Raw genomic sequence first — 15,599 nt, forward strand, 5'->3', positions numbered from 1 at the left:
ATGTGGGAGAGGGCTTGCCCCCTCCCACCTGGGCCCCGCGCCTAGTTCAAGAAACCATCGGCGCGCAGCAGGGTTTCCAGGCAATGTTCGGTGATGTGGTAGAACGCCTTGAGCTCCTGGATCTTTGCCAGCAACTGCGTATTTTCCAAAGGCTCGGCACGCTTGATCGCCAGGATCATCTTGTTCTTGTTGGTGTGCTCCAGCGAGATGAACTCGAACACTTTGGTCTCATACCCGCAGGCTTCGAGAAACAAGGCGCGCAAGCTGTCGGTGACCATTTCCGCCTGTTGGCCCAGGTGCAGGCCGTACTGCAGCATCGGCTTGAGCAGCGCCGGGCTCTGGATCTGCAGGCGAATCTGTTTGTGGCAGCACGGCGAACACATGATGATCGACGCGCCGGAACGGATGCCGGTGTGAATCGCATAATCGGTGGCGATATCGCAGGCATGCAGGGCGATCATCACGTCCAGCTGGCTCGGCGCGACGCTGCGCACATCGCCGCACTTGAACACCAGCCCCGGGTGTTCCAGGCGCGCAGCCGCTTCGTTGCACAGGGTGACCATGTCCTGGCGCAGCTCGACACCGGTCACTTCGCCTTCGGCCTTGAGCGTGTTGCGCAGGTAGTCGTGAATCGCAAACGTGAGGTAGCCCTTGCCTGAGCCGAAATCGGCAACGCGCACCGGTTGGTCGAGCTGCAACGGCGACGACGTCAGCGCATGGCTGAACACTTCGATGAACTTGTTGATCTGCTTCCACTTGCGCGACATCGACGGGATCAGCGCCTGCTTGGCGTCGGTCACGCCAAGGTCGGCGAGGAACGGTCGGCTCAGGTCGAGGAAGCGATTTTTCTCGCGGTTATGCTCGGCCGATGGCGCCTCACGCAATTGCTGCGGCTTGCTTTTGAACAGCGAGCTTTTGTTCTTCTTGCTGTATTCGAGCTGGGCTTCATCAGTCAGCGACAACAGGTGCGCGTTCTTGAACGAGGTTGGCAGCAGCTCGGCAATCGCCGCTACGCCGTCGGCCAGCGCCAGGTTTTTGGTGATGTCGCGGGTCTTGTAGCGGTAGACGAAGGACAGGCACGGCTGTTCCTTTACAGTGACCGGCTTGATGATCAGCCGCTGCAGTTCGGCTTCATCACCGACGTATTTGGCCAGCACCAGCTTGATGAAGGCGTTCTGCGCCAGGCTCGCGTTCAGCAGGTCGATGAACTGGGCATGATGATCCGGCGCAGGGCTGGCGGGTTGAGCGGTGACGGACATGAACAAAAACGCCTCGGGCAAAGAATGCCGGGCATTTTAGGGGGGATAACCCGCGACGGCACGGAGTTATTTGACCAGTGGTCAGTTGCAGCAGCCAAGGTAGATCCAACTGTGGGAGGGGGCTTGCCCCCGATAGCAGTGGATCAGTCAGTATATTTGTCACTGACAGACTGCAATCGGGGGCAAGCCCCCTCCCACATTTGCAACTGTGTTGCCCTGGTTATTCGAGTATGACCAGGCGATTGGGCAGCTCGTTGCGCGTCTGCGTCACCGGCACATGCACCTTGAGCAATTCACCACAGGCCTCGATGCAGGCAATGAACCCGGCCAGTGTTTGCCCCTGTTTCACCTGCTGGGTGAACGCCCTGACGATGCCATCCCAGTTGCTGTCGTCCAACCGCGTGGAGATGCCGTCATCCACCAGGATTTCCACATAGCGCTCCGCCTCGCTGACAAAAATCAGCACTCCGGTGCTGCCCAGCGTGTGATGCAGGTTCTGCTCGAGGAACTGGCGGCGCGCCAGGTTCGAGGCGCGCCAATGGCGTACGGAGCGCGGGATCAAACGGGTAGTGACCTTGGGCAAACGAAACACCAGGCACAACGCAATGAAGGTCGCCCACTGCGCCAGCAACAAGGTGTACATGGTCAGGTAGCCCGACAAGTAATGCACCACGCCAGGCACCACCAACGCAATCAGGCTGGCCCACAGCAACGGGATGTAGGCGTAGTCGTCGGCCCGCGCCGCCAGCACGGTGACCAGTTCGGCGTCAGTCTGTTGCTCGACCCGGGCGATCGCCTCGGCCACTTGGCGCTGCTCGTGTTCAGTCAGTAATGCCATGGTTGTAGATGCTCTATTTTCGTTATTGTCATTACCAGCCGCCCGAAGCCCCGCCACCGCCGAAACCGCCACCGCCGCCGCGGAAACCACCGCCACCGCCGCCGCCCCCACCGCCGCCGCGTCCGCTGCTGCTGAGGATCGCCAGCAGGATAGCGCCCACCGGCAGGCCCATGCGATTGCACAGCCACAACACGCCGATCAGCAGGACGAACAAACCGATGGAAAAACCGGGATTGTCCTTGGCGAAATTCGTATCCGCCACGTGGGCCGGCACAGCCAACGGTTCACCGCCCACCACCTGGATCATCGCCGCGACACCGTCACTGATGCCCTGGCTGAAATTGCCGGCCTTGAACTTGGGCGCGATCACCTGGTTGATGATCACCCAGGACTGCGCATCCGTCAGCACACCTTCCAGGCCGTAGCCGACTTCGATGCGCAACTTTCGCTCGTCGCGGGCCACGAGCAACAGCGCGCCGTTGTCCTTGCCCTTCTGGCCGATGCCCCACGCGCGGCCCAATTGATAACCGTAGTCTTCAATCGGCACGCCCTGCAGGTCGGGCACGGTGACCACCACGATCTGGTCACCGGACGTCTGCTCCAGCGCCTGCAATTGCTGGGTCAGTTGTTCGCGCACCGCCGGGTCGATCATCTGGGCGTTGTCCACCACCCGCCCGGTCAATGCCGGGAAGGTCAGGGCCGCCTGGGCCATGCCCACACAGCCCAGCAGCCACAGCGCCAGGCCTATCCGTAATAAACGCATCGACACCTCAAGGCAGCGTTATTTGAACTTCACCTGCGGCGCCTTATCGGCATCGGCACTGGTGGCTTCAAACGTGGCGCGGATCGGCAAGTCGCTGTACATCACGCTGTGCCACAGGCGACCCGGGAACGTACGAATCTCGGTGTTGTAGGTCTGCACGGCCTGGATAAAGTCGCGACGGGCCACGGCGATACGGTTTTCCGTGCCCTCGAGCTGCGATTGCAGGGCCAGGAAGTTCTGGTTGGCCTTCAGGTCCGGATAGCGCTCGGACACCACCATCAAACGGCTGAGTGCGCCGCTCAAGCCGTCCTGGGCTTGCTGGAACTGCTTGAGTTTTTCCGGGTTGTCGAGGGTGCTGGCATCCACCTGGATCGAGGTGGCCTTGGCCCGCGCTTCAATCACGGCGGTGAGGGTGTCCTGCTCGTGGGCGGCGTAGCCCTTGACCACTTCCACCAGGTTGGGAATCAGGTCGGCACGGCGTTGGTACTGGTTCTGCACCTGGCCCCAGGCCGCCTTGGCCTGTTCGTCCAGGGTCGGGATGTTGTTGATGCCGCAACCGCTCAGCACGCTGCTGATCAATAACAGCGCCGCGGCTTTCAAGCCCCAGCGGTAACCTTGTGCTGCTTGCATGGTGTTTCTCCTGCCCAATCTGGATGGAATGTGATGACTAACCCTATAAACCACGCGCTTGGGGCATAATCCGCCACCACTGGAATGCTTCGAGCCAATCAGCTACAAAGATGCCCAGCGCGAAAAAGAGTTCAGAGTGTGCTGCATTTATCTGAACAACACCCGAACAACAATAGACGCTCCCGTCATTTTGGCCGATCAGCCTGACCGCTGTGCAGTGAGCCGAAAAAGGATATTCATGAAGAAGCTGTGTTTGCTCGGCCTTGTTGCCACTCTGGCCAGCCACCCCGTATGGGCAGAAACAAAGCCTGCTGCGCTTAAAGACAAGGACGCCTTCGTCAGCGACCTGCTCAAGCAGATGACCCTCGATGAAAAGATCGGCCAGTTGCGCCTGATCAGCATCGGCCCGGAAATGCCCCGCGAGCTGATCCGCAAGGAAATCGCCGCCGGCCGCATCGGCGGCACCTTCAACTCCATCACCCGCCCGGAAAACCGTCCGATGCAGGACGCGGCCATGCGCAGCCGCTTGAAGATCCCGATGTTTTTCGCCTACGACGTCATCCACGGCCATCGCACGATTTTCCCGATCAGCCTGGCCCTGGCCTCCAGCTGGGACATGGACGCCATCGGCCGCTCCGGGCGCATCGCCGCCCAGGAAGCCGCCGCCGACAGCCTCGACATCACCTTCGCGCCGATGGTCGACATCTCCCGTGACCCGCGCTGGGGCCGCACCTCGGAAGGTTTCGGCGAGGACACCTACCTGGTGTCGCGCATTGCCGAAGTGATGGTCAAGGCGTTCCAGGGCGCCAGCGCCGCGAATGCCGACAGCATCATGGCCAGCGTCAAGCACTTCGCCCTGTACGGCGCGGTGGAAGGCGGCCGCGACTACAACGTGGTCGACATGAGCCCGGTCAAGATGTACCAGGACTACCTGCCGCCCTACCACGCGGCAATCAAGGCCGGCTCCGGCGGCGTGATGGTGGCGCTCAACTCGATCAACGGCGTGCCCGCCACCGCCAACACCTGGCTGATGAACGACCTGTTGCGCAAGGACTGGGGCTTCAAGGGCCTGGCCGTGAGCGACCACGGCGCAATCTTCGAACTGATCAAGCACGGCGTGGCCAAGGACGGGCGTGAAGCCGCCAAGCTGGCGATCAAGGCCGGCATCGACATGAGCATGAACGACACGTTGTACGGCAAGGAACTGCCGGGGCTGCTCAAGTCCGGCGAGATCGAGCAGAGCGACATCGACAACGCCGTGCGCGAAGTGCTCGGCGCCAAGTACGACATGGGCCTGTTCAAGGACCCTTACCTGCGCATCGGCAAGGCCGAGGATGACCCGGCCGACACCTATGCCGACAGCCGCCTGCACCGTGCCGACGCCCGCGACATTGCGCGCCGCAGCCTGGTGTTGCTGAAAAACCACAACGACACCCTGCCCCTGAAAAAATCCGCGACCATCGCTCTGGTCGGCCCGCTGGCCAAGGCCCCGATCGACATGATGGGCAGCTGGGCGGCGGCCGGTAAGCCAGAACAGTCGGTGACCCTGCTTGACGGCATGAACGCCGTGATCGGCGAAAAGGGCAAAGTCATCTATGCCCGTGGCGCCAACATCACCGGCGACAAAGCGGTGCTCGACTACCTCAACTTCCTCAACTTCGATGCCCCGGAAGTGGTGGATGACCCGCGCCCCGCCCAGGTGCTGATCGATGAGGCGGTAAAGGCTGCGCAGAATGCTGACGTGATCGTCGCGGCCGTGGGCGAGTCCCGTGGCATGTCCCACGAGTCGTCGAGCCGCACCGACCTGAATATCCCGCAAAGCCAGCGCGACCTGATCAAGGCCCTCAAGGCCACCGGCAAGCCGTTGGTGCTGGTGCTGATGAACGGCCGGCCGCTGTCGATTCTCGAAGAGCACCGACAAGCTGACGCGATCCTGGAAACCTGGTTCTCCGGCACCGAAGGCGGCAACGCCATCGCCGACGTGCTGTTCGGTGACTACAATCCGTCGGGCAAGCTGCCGATCACCTTCCCACGCTCCGTGGGGCAGATTCCCACCTACTACAACCACCTGAGCATCGGCCGGCCATTCACGCCGGGCAAGCCGGGCAACTACACCTCGCAGTACTTCGATGACACCACCGGGCCGCTGTTTCCGTTTGGCTATGGCCTGAGCTACACCACGTTCGGCCTGTCGGACATGGCACTGTCGTCCACCACCCTGAACAAGACCGGCAAGCTGGATGCAAGCGTCACCGTGAAGAACACCGGCAAGGTCGATGGCGAAACCGTGGTGCAGTTGTATATCCAGGACGTGGCCGGCTCGATGATCCGCCCGGTGAAAGAGCTGAAGAACTTCCAGAAAGTCATGCTCAAGGCCGGCGAAGAACGCACCTTGCACTTCACCATCACCGAGGAAGACTTGAAGTTCTACAACGCCCAGCTCAAGTTCGCCGCGGAGCCGGGTGAGTTCAATGTACAGATCGGGCTGGATTCCCAGGATGTGCAGCAACAGAGCTTTGAACTGCTCTAGGGGGAGCTTCAAGTTACAAGCTACAAGCGCCAAGAAAGAGCAGTTCTGCTTTTAACTTGTAGCTTGTAGCTTGCCGCTGTCTTCAACCCCTTCGGTCAAGAAGATTCACCACCAACCGATCAATCCACCCCCACACCCGCTGCTTCACCCGCCGCCACAACGGTCGCGCCTTCCATGTCTCCAGGCTCACCGCCTGGCTTTGCGCAAAATCGCGCTCGAAACTGCCCGCCACCGCCCGCGTCAATTCAGGGTCCAGCGCTTCCAGGTTGGCTTCCAGATTGAAGCGCAGATTCCAGTGGTCGAAATTGCACGAGCCAATGCTGACCCAGTCATCCACCAGCACCATCTTCAGGTGCAAAAAGCACGGCTGGTATTCAAAGATTTGCACGCCTGAACGCAGCAGACGCGGGTAATAGCGGTGCCCGGCGTAGCGCACCGACGGGTGATCGGTGCGCGGGCCGGTGAGCAGCAAACGCACCTCTACCCCGCGCCCGGCCGCCCGGCGCAAGGCGCGGCGCACACTCCAGGTGGGCAGGAAGTACGGCGTGGCCAGCCAGATGCGCGTCTTGCTGCTGTTCAAGGCACGGATCAGCGATTGCAAAATATCGCGGTGCTGACGGGCGTCGGCATACGCCACGCGACCAAGCCCTGGCCCGGTGGCAGGCACCTTGGGCAAGCGCGGCAGGCCGAAATGCGTGGCGGGTTTCCACTCCCGACGTGCCGCGTTGGCGTGCCACTGGCGGTCGAACAGAGCCTGCCAGTCCAGCACCAGCGAGCCGCTGATCTGCACCATCACTTCATGCCAGTCGGCCGTGTCTTGTCCAGGCGTCCAGAACTCATCGGTGACGCCGGTCCCGCCGATCACCGCGACGTCCTGGTCGATCAGCAACAGCTTGCGGTGGTCGCGGTACAGGTTGCGCATCCAGCGTCGCCAGTTCAGGCGATTGTAGAAACGCAGCTGCACCCCCGCGTCGGTCAACCGCTTGCGCAACCCGAGGGTAAACGCCAGGCTGCCGTAATCATCGAACAGGCAGCGCACCTGCACCCCGCGCTCAGCGGCCAGCACCAGCGCCTGCACCATCGCTTCGGCACAGGCACCGGCTTCCACCAGGTACAGTTCCAGGTCCACCTGCCGCTCGGCGCGGGCGATGCCGACCAGCATCTGCGGGAAAAAATTCGGCCCGTCGATCAACAACTCGAAACGGTTGGCGCTGCGCCACGGGAACACCGCGCCGCCCACGTCAGCGCGCCGTGAAGATCAGTACCGCACCCACCGGCACCGACAAACTGATCGACTTCAACCCCGCCGCCTTGCGCAACGCCGCCACACCGGGTTGCAGCTCGAAATCTTCGGCGCGCACCACCACCGGCTCCAGGGTCACGACCTGAAAGCGTCGGTCATCCAGACGCGTGGCCAACAGCTCGGCGTTGTACGTGTGGGTCTTGCCATGCACGGTGATGCTCAGCGGCAGGCGCAATTCCAACTGCGCACCGGACGCCAAGTCATTGATCGGTTGCAGGTTGATCTGCGTGCTGATCAACGCTTCGGGAAACTGCTTGATCTCGAACAGTTGCTTACGCATGCGCTCGTCACGCAGCGGGATACCGCTGTTGATCGACTCCAGCTCCACCTGCACCTGGGCCGCGCCCTGGCTGTCGACCTTGCCGTGCAGCACCAGGAAGCGGTGCACTTCAGCAATCTCGGTGTTTTTGGTGGTGACGAAGGACAGGCGTGAGGATTCGTTATCCAGGTACCAGTCGGCGTGGGCAGGCACGGTGGCACAGGTCAGCAATGCGAAGACCAGAGGTTTGAGATTGAACATAAAGGCTCATGGGGCAAAAAATCTGGATGAACCTTAAGCGCAATCTCACGAACGGCGCAAATCCAATGTGGGAGGGGGCTTGCCCCCGATGACGGCGTGTCAGCCAATGCATTTGTAACTGACACACCACTATCGGCAGCAAGCTCCCTCGCCACAACAGCCATTTGGCACTGGTTGCGAGGGCGCATGCATAGCGTTCATCTCTGCGCTGTCGCTGCTCATCTGAGACCACGCGTGGATCCCGAGAAAGGAGCTCTTTTAAGTTGTCAAAAAAAGGCGCAAGGGCCTTACTGCTATATATATCAACTTATTTAGATGTGCCTCGTCATCGCAGAAATCTCACTTGCCTTGAATTTCTTGATTCCACCACCGGACAAGTTGATAGTCAACACCCACTCAGGCCTCACATGTTCCACTTCACACTCTATGGAGACCTTAGTACCCTCATACGTCCCTCCTTGCCGATCATGCACAGTAAGGAATTTCGTACCGTCCAACTCTAACAATTCAGGTGGGTAGGTGCCACACATCCGCATATCCGACGGGTTTCTATAGATTATTTCTCTCATTTTTTCAACTCTCCACATCACCTAAGAAAGTCTGATTATAAAAAACACAGAAAAACATGCACCTGTGAAAACTGACAGTTCTTAATACTATTTCCCAATAGGCGGTATGCGATTTTGTTTGATAACTTCATATAAAAACAGAAAGGAGCGCCTCCAAAAAACCCTGACACATTACACACTCACGCCTTAAACCCGTCCCCCTTACCCCCGCCAAATTTCTATCAAAATAGAGAATTCACTCCCTGACCGGCCATTTTTCGACAAGCCTTCTGCCCCCGAACTCATCCGCCAAGCGCGAATCCTGCATAGCGAGTGATATCCCATATCCACTCAAACACATCCTTGGTCTTGACAACGCCCACGGGATGAGCGGAGTCGAACGCCCTGACTCGGTGGTGAGCGCTTGCTTACATTTGTGGGGCAAAGCAGTCAAAAACCGGAGACTGCTGCGCAGACAAACGCGAGCAAGTTACCTCGCCAAACAAAGCAGACGGTGGACAGCCATTTGCTACCGGTTGCGACGTCGCGTGCTTAGCGTTGATTTCTTCCCCGTCGATGCTCATCAGCGACCGGGCGTGGAATCCCGAGCAAGTAGTACGGGCCTGGTGCACTGCACCGGGCGCCTGATGCCTCACGGCACCAACCGACACCCCTGCCTCTCCCCCATCCACCGCGCCGTATGCGTACGCCCCAACCCACTCGCCGTCACTTCACTGCGCTCCGGCGTGTCGATAAACCCACTGGTCGGCACATACTGCTTCACATACCCCAGGCAATACTGCGCAGGATTGTTCTCCACATACCGGCACGAGCAATACTCCTTGGCCGTGTACGCCGCGATGATGTCAGGGAAGGCTTGCAGGTTGACGCGCTCGTGCCACACCCAGCCCAGCAGGGCGAGCAACAGCAGCACAAACAAGCTGGTAAACGGCCGACGGCGGATCATGGCTGCACCGCCGCCAGTACGCGCTTGAGCAGTTCGTTATGCCGGTAGCTGCCGTCACGGTCATCGCCGTAGCGCACGATCACCAGGTGTTCGTCCGGCAGTACAAACAGCGCCTGGCCCCAGTGGCCGAGGGCGGCGAAGGTGTCGGCGGGGGCATCGGGCCAGGGTTTGGACGCGCCTGTGTTGAGCCACCACTGACCGCCGGGGACTGCTTCATCCTGGCCGCTTTTGTATTTGTCGAACGGCTGCCGATTGAAGGCCACCCATTCTTTAGGCAGCAACTGTTGCTCGCCCCAACGCCCGTCCCGTGCCATCAGTAGCCCGACACGCGCCAAGTCCCGAGCGGTGAGGTAGGCATAGGACGAGGCGACGAAGGTTTCATCGGCATCGGTTTCCCAGGTCGCATTGCGAATACCCAGCGGCTCGAACAGTACATCCCATGGATAGCTCATATACGCCTTGTGGCCGAGCATACCTTTGAGGGCCGCAGACAAGATGTTGCTGTCGCCACTGGAATAACGAAACGCCTGGCCCGGTGCAGCAGCGGCGTCGGTATTGGCGGCAAACTCGGCCATATCGGCACGTCCTCGGGTATAGAGCATCGCCACCACCGAGGACTTCAACGGTGCGTACTCGTAGTCTTCCTGCCAATCCAGGCCCGAGGCCCAGTGCAGCAGGTCGGCCATGGTCACCTTGGGGTGCTGTCTCATCGGCGGGTAGAAACGCGCAACGGGGTCGCTCAGCTTGAAGCGGTTTTCGCCGTAGGCCACGCCGAGTACGGTGGCCATCAGGCTTTTGCTCACCGACCAGGTCAGGTGCGGCGTGCTGGCGGTGGTGGGCGCGGCGTAGCGTTCATAGATAATTTCGCCGTCACGAATCACCAGCAGCGCATCGGTGCGGATGCCATCGCGGGTGGCGTCGTCACGGCTGGGAAAAGCATAGGCGTTCAGGGCATCGACAGCGGGACCCTGGAGTGGCTTGCCCGTGGCCCATTCTTTTTCGGGCCAGATTTCAGCGCGGGCAGTAACGGTGACGAACAGCACAACAACGCACAACAGGCCTCGGACCATGGGCACAAACTCAAGGGGGGCATTCAAGCCCGCGAGCCTAGCGCAGGCCCATGACAGATTTGCGACATAGGGCCTGTCACCCAACCGTCACCGTAACTTCACGGAGATGACACCGAGGCTACATAGCCTGACTTTGGACAACAAAGTCGACCGGCCGCAACCTGGCCGGCACTCGGAGACTCGCTATGACTCAGATCGCCCGCATCAGCGACAAAGGCAATGAACGCCGCCTGCAAGCCGAACGCCTGGTCGGCGCACAGGCCTTGCAGGAAGCCCAGGCCCTGCGGTTCAACGTGTTCAGCGGCGAGTTCAATGCCAAGCTGAAGGGCGCGGAACTGGGCCTGGACATGGATGACTATGATGTTCACTGCAGCCACATCGGCGTGCGGGATTTGAACAGCGGTCGGCTCGTCGCCACCACCCGTTTGCTCGACCACCAGGCCGCCAGCACCTTGGGCCGGTTCTACAGCGAGGAGGAGTTCAGCCTGCATGGCTTGTTGCACTTGCAGGGTCCGATCCTGGAAATCGGCCGCACCTGCGTCGACCCGGCCTACCGCAACGGCGGCACCATCGCGGTGTTGTGGGGTGAGTTGGCCGAGGTACTCAACCAGGGTGGCTACAGCTACCTGATGGGCTGCGCGAGTATCCCGATGCACGATGGCGGCATCCAGGCCCACGCGATCATGCAGCGTCTGCGCGAGCGCTACCTGTGCAACGAGCACCTGCGCGCCGAACCGAAAAAGCCACTGCCGGCACTGGATCTGCCCTCCAACGTCATCGCCGAAATGCCGCCACTGCTCAAGGCCTATATGCGCCTGGGGGCGAAGATCTGCGGCGAACCGTGCTGGGACGAAGATTTCCAGGTGGCCGATGTGTTCATCCTGCTCAAACGCGATCAGCTGTGCCCGCGCTATGCGCGCCACTTCAAGGCGGCGATGTGATGGGCCGCCTGCGCGTGTACGGACGCATCGCCCGGGTGCTGCTGGTGGTGGCACTGGGCCTGAGCATGGCCAGTGTGTTTGGCCTGTTCGAGCGCCTGGGGGTGGCCAACTCAATGGTGCGGCGCCAGCGTTGGTCGCGGTTCTTCATGGCACGGCTGACCAATGCCCTGCCCTTTCGCGTGACGGTGCACGGCGAACTGCCGCAAACGCCGATGCTGTGGGTGAGCAATCATGTGTCCTGGACGGATATTCCGCTGCTGGGGATGGTCACTCCACTGTCGTTTCTGTCCAAAGCCGAAGTGCGCACCTGGCCGGTGGCCGGCTGGTTGGCGGCCAAGGCCGGCAGCCTGTTCATTCGTCGCGGTTCAGGTGACAGCCAGTTGATCCGCAAGCAGATGACCCGTCATCTGGAGCAACGCCACCCGCTGCTGATGTTTCCGGAAGGCACCACCACCGACGGACGCAGCCTGCGCACCTTTCACGGGCGCTTGCTGGCCAGTGCGATCGATGCGGATGTGTCGCTGCAACCGGTGGCGATACGGTATCTGCGCGACGGTGCGGTGGACTCACTGGCGCCGTTCATCGGCGATGATGATTTGCTGTCGCACCTGATGCGGCTGTTCGCCAATGACCAGGGCGATGTGGAGATTCATCTGCTCAAGCCGATTGCCTGCGCCGGGCAGGAGCGCGCGGCGCTGGCCTATCAGGCGCAGCAGGCGGTGCAGAAGGCGTTGTTCGGGCCGTTGCCGGAGAGTGAGCAGGCGCATGTGCGACCAGCGTTTGCCGCCTTAATGCTGTGAATACACTCTAAATGTGGGAGGGGGCAAGCCCCCTCCCACATTTAGACCTCAGTGGTCAGCTGGATACGTGCAAAGCTCTGTAATTCGGGGTAGAAAACCCGGAAATCCTCACTCAAAGGCTCATAGTGCTCGCGCAACTCACGCATCGCAAATCCTAACGCCTCCGGGTCCGTCAGCCGCCGCGAAATCCCGCGCAGCACCTGCTCCATCACCGCAAACTCGCGGTACGAGCCCAACCAGTCATCCGCCGCCATAGAGGGTGCGATTTGCGCCAGCCGCCCCGGCAATGCAGGTTCTGCGGCGAGCACGCGGTACACCTGCGCGGTGAAGCGCTCCAGCGGCTGATCGGCATACAGCGTCCAATCCCGCGCCAGGCAATGGTCGAAAAACACGTCGAGCACGATCCCGGCATAGCGCCTGCGGGTCAGGCTGAAGCGCGACAACGCGGCCCCCACCAATGGGTGGCTGTCGGTGAATCGGTCAATGGAGCGATGCAACTGGATCGCCGCTTCGATTTGCGGGTTGAACTGGCCCTGCAGACGGCCTTTGACGAAGTCGCCATACAGGCTGCCCAGCAATTGCGCAGGCAGTTGGCCGCCCAGGTGCAGATGTGCGAGATAATTCATGGCGCGCAGTCTACCACTGCGGCCATCATATCGTTATAACCCGATATACCGATTCGTGCTGATTCCAGATCAAAATCATATTGGTATATCGGAATACGACGATTTAAAGTTCGCCTCATCGCGATATAACGTTTTACGCCACCGAGCACCCTGCCATGCCGATCGACCTCGACGAAATAATAAAAGCCCTGGCCCACCCAGTACGACGAGACATCCTCACCTGGCTGAAAGACCCGAAAGTGCAGTTTCCCGAGCAATTGCACAACCACGAATACGGCATCTGCGCCGGGCAGATCGACCAGCGCTGCGGCTTGTCCCAGTCGACCGTATCGGCCCACCTGGCGACCTTGCAACGGGCGGGCTTGATCACCAGTCAGAAAGCCGGGCAGTGGCACTTTTTCAGACGCAATGAGGAAACGATCCAAGCCTTCCTCGCAGCGCTCATCGCCGAACTCAGCGCCCCTGCGCCGCAATAAGGAGCCGAAAATGCCGCGCTCATTGCTAATGATTCTCGCGCTGCCGGTGACCCTGATTACTTTCCGTCAGAACGGCGATGCCGACCTGGCCCCCGCCACCAACTGATCAACTTGAAGAGAAAGGTACATTCCCATGACGACTATTTTTGATCCGATAAAACTGGGCGACCTGGAACTGTCGAACCGCATCATCATGGCGCCGCTGACCCGCTGCCGTGCCGATGAAGGCCGCGTTCCCAACGCGCTGATGGCCGAGTATTACGTGCAGCGCGCATCCGCCGGGCTGATCCTCAGCGAAGCCACTTCCGTGACGCCCATGGGCGTGGGTTACCCGGACACACCGGGGATCTGGTCGAACGACCAGGTGCGCGGCTGGGCCAACATCACCAAGGCCGTGCACGGCGCAGGCGGCAAGATCTTCCTGCAACTGTGGCACGTCGGCCGCATCTCCCATGAGTCGTACCTCAATGGCGAGGCCCCGGTGGCGCCGAGCGCGGTCCAGGCCAAAGGCCACGTCAGCCTGGTACGCCCGCTGGCCGACTACCCCACCCCACGCGCCCTGGAAACCGCTGAAATCGCCGACATCATCGACGCTTACCGCACTGGCGCCGAAAACGCCAAGGCCGCCGGTTTCGACGGCGTGGAAATCCACGGTGCCAACGGCTACCTGCTCGACCAGTTCCTGCAAAGCAGCACCAACCAGCGCACCGACCCATACGGCGGCTCCCTGGAAAACCGTGCGCGCCTGTTGCTGGAAGTGACCGACGCCGCCATCGAGGTCTGGGGCGCGGGCCGCGTGGGCGTGCACCTGGCACCGCGTGCCGACGCCCACGACATGGGCGATGACAACCTGGCGGAAACCTTCACCTACGTCGCCAGCGAACTGGGCAAGCGTGGCATTGCCTTCATCTGTTCCCGTGAAAAAGAAGGCGCAGACAGCCTCGGCCCGCAACTGAAAAAAGCCTTCGGCGGCGTGTACATCGCCAACGAACGCTTCACCAAAGACAGCGCCAACGCCTGGCTGGCCGCCGGCAAGGCCGATGCAGTGGCGTTCGGCATACCGTTCATTGCCAACCCGGACCTGCCGGCACGCCTGAAGGCCGATGCGCCGTTGAACGAGCCGCACCCGGAAACTTTCTACGGCAAAGGCCCGGTCGGCTATATCGACTACCCAACCCTGCCGATCTAACTGACCGAAACACAAAGCAATGTGGGAGGGGGCTTGCTCCCGATAGCGGAGCTTCAGTCAACACATCAGTGACTGACACACCGCTATCGGGAGCAAGCTCCCTCCCACATTTTTTACCGCATGTTTCGTCTTGGAAACATCGCTTCACAGAACCGCAACAATATCGCTACAAAATACTTAGGCCGCTACCTATCAACCGCCCGCCAGTCCGTATATAAAGTCACCCCTTCAATCAGCAGAAGGACGATTGACCGTCCTTGGGCTTTACTGTTGACACAACTGGTCGCAATTACGCATTTTGTCTCAATTGCGCAGGCTGGGGCTCAGGCGCAGCATGTCCAGCCCTGCGTCCACCCAGCGCTCGGCGTCCTGATGCAGTTGAAAGCTTTCAGGCACCAGCAGCCACTGGCCGATAAGGCCGTGGATGTACGCATGAAGGCACACCGCAGCACGGTGGGTATCAAGACCGTCCGGTAATTGCCCGCGATGCACCGCGTTACGCAACGTCAGACCGATGCGCAGGTTGCACTCCAGGCTATGGGCCTGGCGCTGGCGGCGCATGTCACACATTTCATCGGTGAACTCGCACTTATGAAACAAGATCTCGTTGATGCGCCGGGTTTTCGGGTCCAGGGCCACTTGATGATAGAGATGAATCAGCAGTTTGCGCATGCACCCCAACGGGTCGACTTCATCCTCGCTTTCACTGGCCCGGGCCAATTCGTCCAAGGGTTCGTGCAGCGTGTCGAGCAGGGCCTGCAGCAAATCGGACTTGTTACTGAAATGCCAGTAAATAGCACCGCGCGTCACGCCGGCCAGGGCGGCAATGTCCGCCAGCGTGGTCCGTGCAACGCCACGTTCATAAAAGGCTTGCTCGGCGGCTTGGAGGATCTGGCTGCGCGTTTCCTGAGCTTCCTCTTTGGTGCGACGAACCATGGCAGTAAAACCTCAATCAGAACACTGGGGACTATCGTTAACGCGACGTTAATAGGCGTGAACGATCATCTGAATAATTGTGGGACGACACCGTCATGGGCGCCGAACGTACTAAAATCGAGGCTTTGGGCGCTGCTTTGTCAGCATTGCGCCGAGCCTGTCAAGAGTTTACAAACAACCATGAACGTAAGTATATTGCGTAG

At 60.5% G+C, this 15,599-nt stretch carries 15 protein-coding genes; 5 read left to right on the forward strand and 10 right to left on the reverse strand.

Translation table 11 applies throughout. The features are described from left to right. Positions 1–41: 41 nt before the first annotated feature. The 4 genes from CIB54_RS07050 to CIB54_RS07065 all read right to left on the reverse strand — a co-directional run bounded on the left by CIB54_RS07050 (position 42) and on the right by CIB54_RS07065 (position 3,490). A complete protein-coding gene (locus CIB54_RS07050; RefSeq protein WP_101219250.1) occupies positions 42–1,259 on the reverse strand; it encodes a class I SAM-dependent methyltransferase in 1,218 nt (405 codons plus the stop codon). Between the two features lie 220 nt (positions 1,260–1,479). Further along, the gene (locus tag CIB54_RS07055; RefSeq protein ID WP_065949301.1) at positions 1,480–2,097 is read right to left on the reverse strand and encodes a TPM domain-containing protein; all 618 of its coding nucleotides are present in this window, start codon (positions 2,095–2,097) and stop codon (positions 1,480–1,482) included. A 31-nt stretch (positions 2,098–2,128) separates the two neighbouring features. Beyond that, entirely contained in the window at positions 2,129–2,860 is a 732-nt protein-coding gene (locus CIB54_RS07060) for a TPM domain-containing protein (protein WP_101219252.1), read from the reverse strand. Positions 2,861–2,878: 18 nt separating this feature from the next. Continuing rightward, complete coding sequence (locus tag CIB54_RS07065; RefSeq protein ID WP_065886194.1) at positions 2,879–3,490, reverse strand: LemA family protein; 612 nt, start codon at positions 3,488–3,490, stop codon at positions 2,879–2,881. Between the two features lie 238 nt (positions 3,491–3,728). Here CIB54_RS07065 and bglX point away from each other — a divergent pair, with 238 nt between their 5' ends. After that, complete coding sequence (gene bglX, locus CIB54_RS07070; protein ID WP_101219254.1) at positions 3,729–6,020, forward strand: beta-glucosidase BglX; 2,292 nt, start codon at positions 3,729–3,731, stop codon at positions 6,018–6,020. Between the two features lie 82 nt (positions 6,021–6,102). Here the strand turns inward: bglX and CIB54_RS07075 are convergent, their stop codons facing one another. The 4 genes from CIB54_RS07075 to CIB54_RS07095 form a co-directional block, all read right to left on the reverse strand. Further along, on the reverse strand, positions 6,103–7,260 hold the full coding sequence (locus CIB54_RS07075) for a phospholipase D-like domain-containing protein (RefSeq protein ID WP_101219256.1): 1,158 nt from the start codon (positions 7,258–7,260) through the stop codon (positions 6,103–6,105). 1 nt (position 7,261) lies between these two features. Then, positions 7,262–7,843 (reverse strand): YceI family protein, encoded by a 582-nt coding sequence (locus tag CIB54_RS07080; RefSeq protein WP_065951997.1) that lies wholly within the window; start codon positions 7,841–7,843, stop codon positions 7,262–7,264. A 1,200-nt stretch (positions 7,844–9,043) separates the two neighbouring features. Continuing rightward, a complete protein-coding gene (locus tag CIB54_RS07090; RefSeq protein WP_101219260.1) occupies positions 9,044–9,358 on the reverse strand; it encodes an amidase in 315 nt (104 codons plus the stop codon). Then, positions 9,355–10,428 carry a serine hydrolase domain-containing protein gene (locus CIB54_RS07095; RefSeq protein ID WP_101219262.1) on the reverse strand — a complete coding sequence of 358 codons (1,074 nt, stop codon included), beginning with the start codon at positions 10,426–10,428 and terminating at the stop codon, positions 9,355–9,357. The genes CIB54_RS07090 and CIB54_RS07095 overlap by 4 nt, the downstream gene beginning before the upstream one ends. 185 nt (positions 10,429–10,613) lie before the next feature. Between CIB54_RS07095 and olsB the strand changes: the two genes are divergently transcribed. Next, entirely contained in the window at positions 10,614–11,369 is a 756-nt protein-coding gene (olsB, locus tag CIB54_RS07100) for an L-ornithine N(alpha)-acyltransferase (RefSeq protein ID WP_065886188.1), read from the forward strand. Next, complete coding sequence (locus CIB54_RS07105; RefSeq protein ID WP_101219264.1) at positions 11,369–12,169, forward strand: lysophospholipid acyltransferase family protein; 801 nt, start codon at positions 11,369–11,371, stop codon at positions 12,167–12,169. The genes olsB and CIB54_RS07105 overlap by 1 nt, the downstream gene beginning before the upstream one ends. Before the next feature lie 41 nt (positions 12,170–12,210). Here the strand turns inward: CIB54_RS07105 and CIB54_RS07110 are convergent, their stop codons facing one another. Further along, positions 12,211–12,795 (reverse strand): acyl carrier protein phosphodiesterase, encoded by a 585-nt coding sequence (locus CIB54_RS07110; protein ID WP_101219266.1) that lies wholly within the window; start codon positions 12,793–12,795, stop codon positions 12,211–12,213. Between the two features lie 155 nt (positions 12,796–12,950). On the opposite strand from CIB54_RS07110, the gene CIB54_RS07115 reads away from it, so the two are divergent. Continuing rightward, the gene (locus tag CIB54_RS07115) at positions 12,951–13,271 is read left to right on the forward strand and encodes an ArsR/SmtB family transcription factor (RefSeq protein WP_101219268.1); all 321 of its coding nucleotides are present in this window, start codon (positions 12,951–12,953) and stop codon (positions 13,269–13,271) included. 133 nt (positions 13,272–13,404) lie between these two features. Next, entirely contained in the window at positions 13,405–14,460 is a 1,056-nt protein-coding gene (locus CIB54_RS07120) for an alkene reductase (protein WP_065952003.1), read from the forward strand. A 303-nt stretch (positions 14,461–14,763) separates the two neighbouring features. Here the strand turns inward: CIB54_RS07120 and CIB54_RS07125 are convergent, their stop codons facing one another. After that, positions 14,764–15,396: a TetR family transcriptional regulator gene (locus CIB54_RS07125; protein WP_065952004.1), complete on the reverse strand. Its 633-nt coding sequence runs from the start codon at positions 15,394–15,396 to the stop codon at positions 14,764–14,766. Between the last annotated feature and the right edge of the window lie 203 nt (positions 15,397–15,599).

Source organism: Pseudomonas fluorescens, from assembly GCF_002837185.1.
Classification (GTDB): domain Bacteria; phylum Pseudomonadota; class Gammaproteobacteria; order Pseudomonadales; family Pseudomonadaceae; genus Aquipseudomonas; species Aquipseudomonas fluorescens_AM.

What these genes read in the sequence shown, in the direction of transcription:
- CIB54_RS07050 (WP_101219250.1), bottom strand. Translation starts at nt 1,259, where the DNA reads ATGTCCGTCACCGCTCAACCCGCCAGCCCTGCGCCGGATCATCATGCC.
- CIB54_RS07055 (WP_065949301.1), bottom strand. Translation starts at nt 2,097, where the DNA reads ATGGCATTACTGACTGAACACGAGCAGCGCCAAGTGGCCGAGGCGATC.
- CIB54_RS07060 (WP_101219252.1), bottom strand. Translation starts at nt 2,860, where the DNA reads ATGCGTTTATTACGGATAGGCCTGGCGCTGTGGCTGCTGGGCTGTGTG.
- CIB54_RS07065 (WP_065886194.1), bottom strand. Translation starts at nt 3,490, where the DNA reads ATGCAAGCAGCACAAGGTTACCGCTGGGGCTTGAAAGCCGCGGCGCTG.
- bglX (WP_101219254.1), top strand. Translation starts at nt 3,729, where the DNA reads ATGAAGAAGCTGTGTTTGCTCGGCCTTGTTGCCACTCTGGCCAGCCAC.
- CIB54_RS07080 (WP_065951997.1), bottom strand. Translation starts at nt 7,843, where the DNA reads ATGTTCAATCTCAAACCTCTGGTCTTCGCATTGCTGACCTGTGCCACC.
- CIB54_RS07090 (WP_101219260.1), bottom strand. Translation starts at nt 9,358, where the DNA reads ATGATCCGCCGTCGGCCGTTTACCAGCTTGTTTGTGCTGCTGTTGCTC.
- CIB54_RS07095 (WP_101219262.1), bottom strand. Translation starts at nt 10,428, where the DNA reads ATGGTCCGAGGCCTGTTGTGCGTTGTTGTGCTGTTCGTCACCGTTACT.
- olsB (WP_065886188.1), top strand. Translation starts at nt 10,614, where the DNA reads ATGACTCAGATCGCCCGCATCAGCGACAAAGGCAATGAACGCCGCCTG.
- CIB54_RS07105 (WP_101219264.1), top strand. Translation starts at nt 11,369, where the DNA reads ATGGGCCGCCTGCGCGTGTACGGACGCATCGCCCGGGTGCTGCTGGTG.
- CIB54_RS07110 (WP_101219266.1), bottom strand. Translation starts at nt 12,795, where the DNA reads ATGAATTATCTCGCACATCTGCACCTGGGCGGCCAACTGCCTGCGCAA.
- CIB54_RS07115 (WP_101219268.1), top strand. Translation starts at nt 12,951, where the DNA reads ATGCCGATCGACCTCGACGAAATAATAAAAGCCCTGGCCCACCCAGTA.
- CIB54_RS07120 (WP_065952003.1), top strand. Translation starts at nt 13,405, where the DNA reads ATGACGACTATTTTTGATCCGATAAAACTGGGCGACCTGGAACTGTCG.
- CIB54_RS07125 (WP_065952004.1), bottom strand. Translation starts at nt 15,396, where the DNA reads ATGGTTCGTCGCACCAAAGAGGAAGCTCAGGAAACGCGCAGCCAGATC.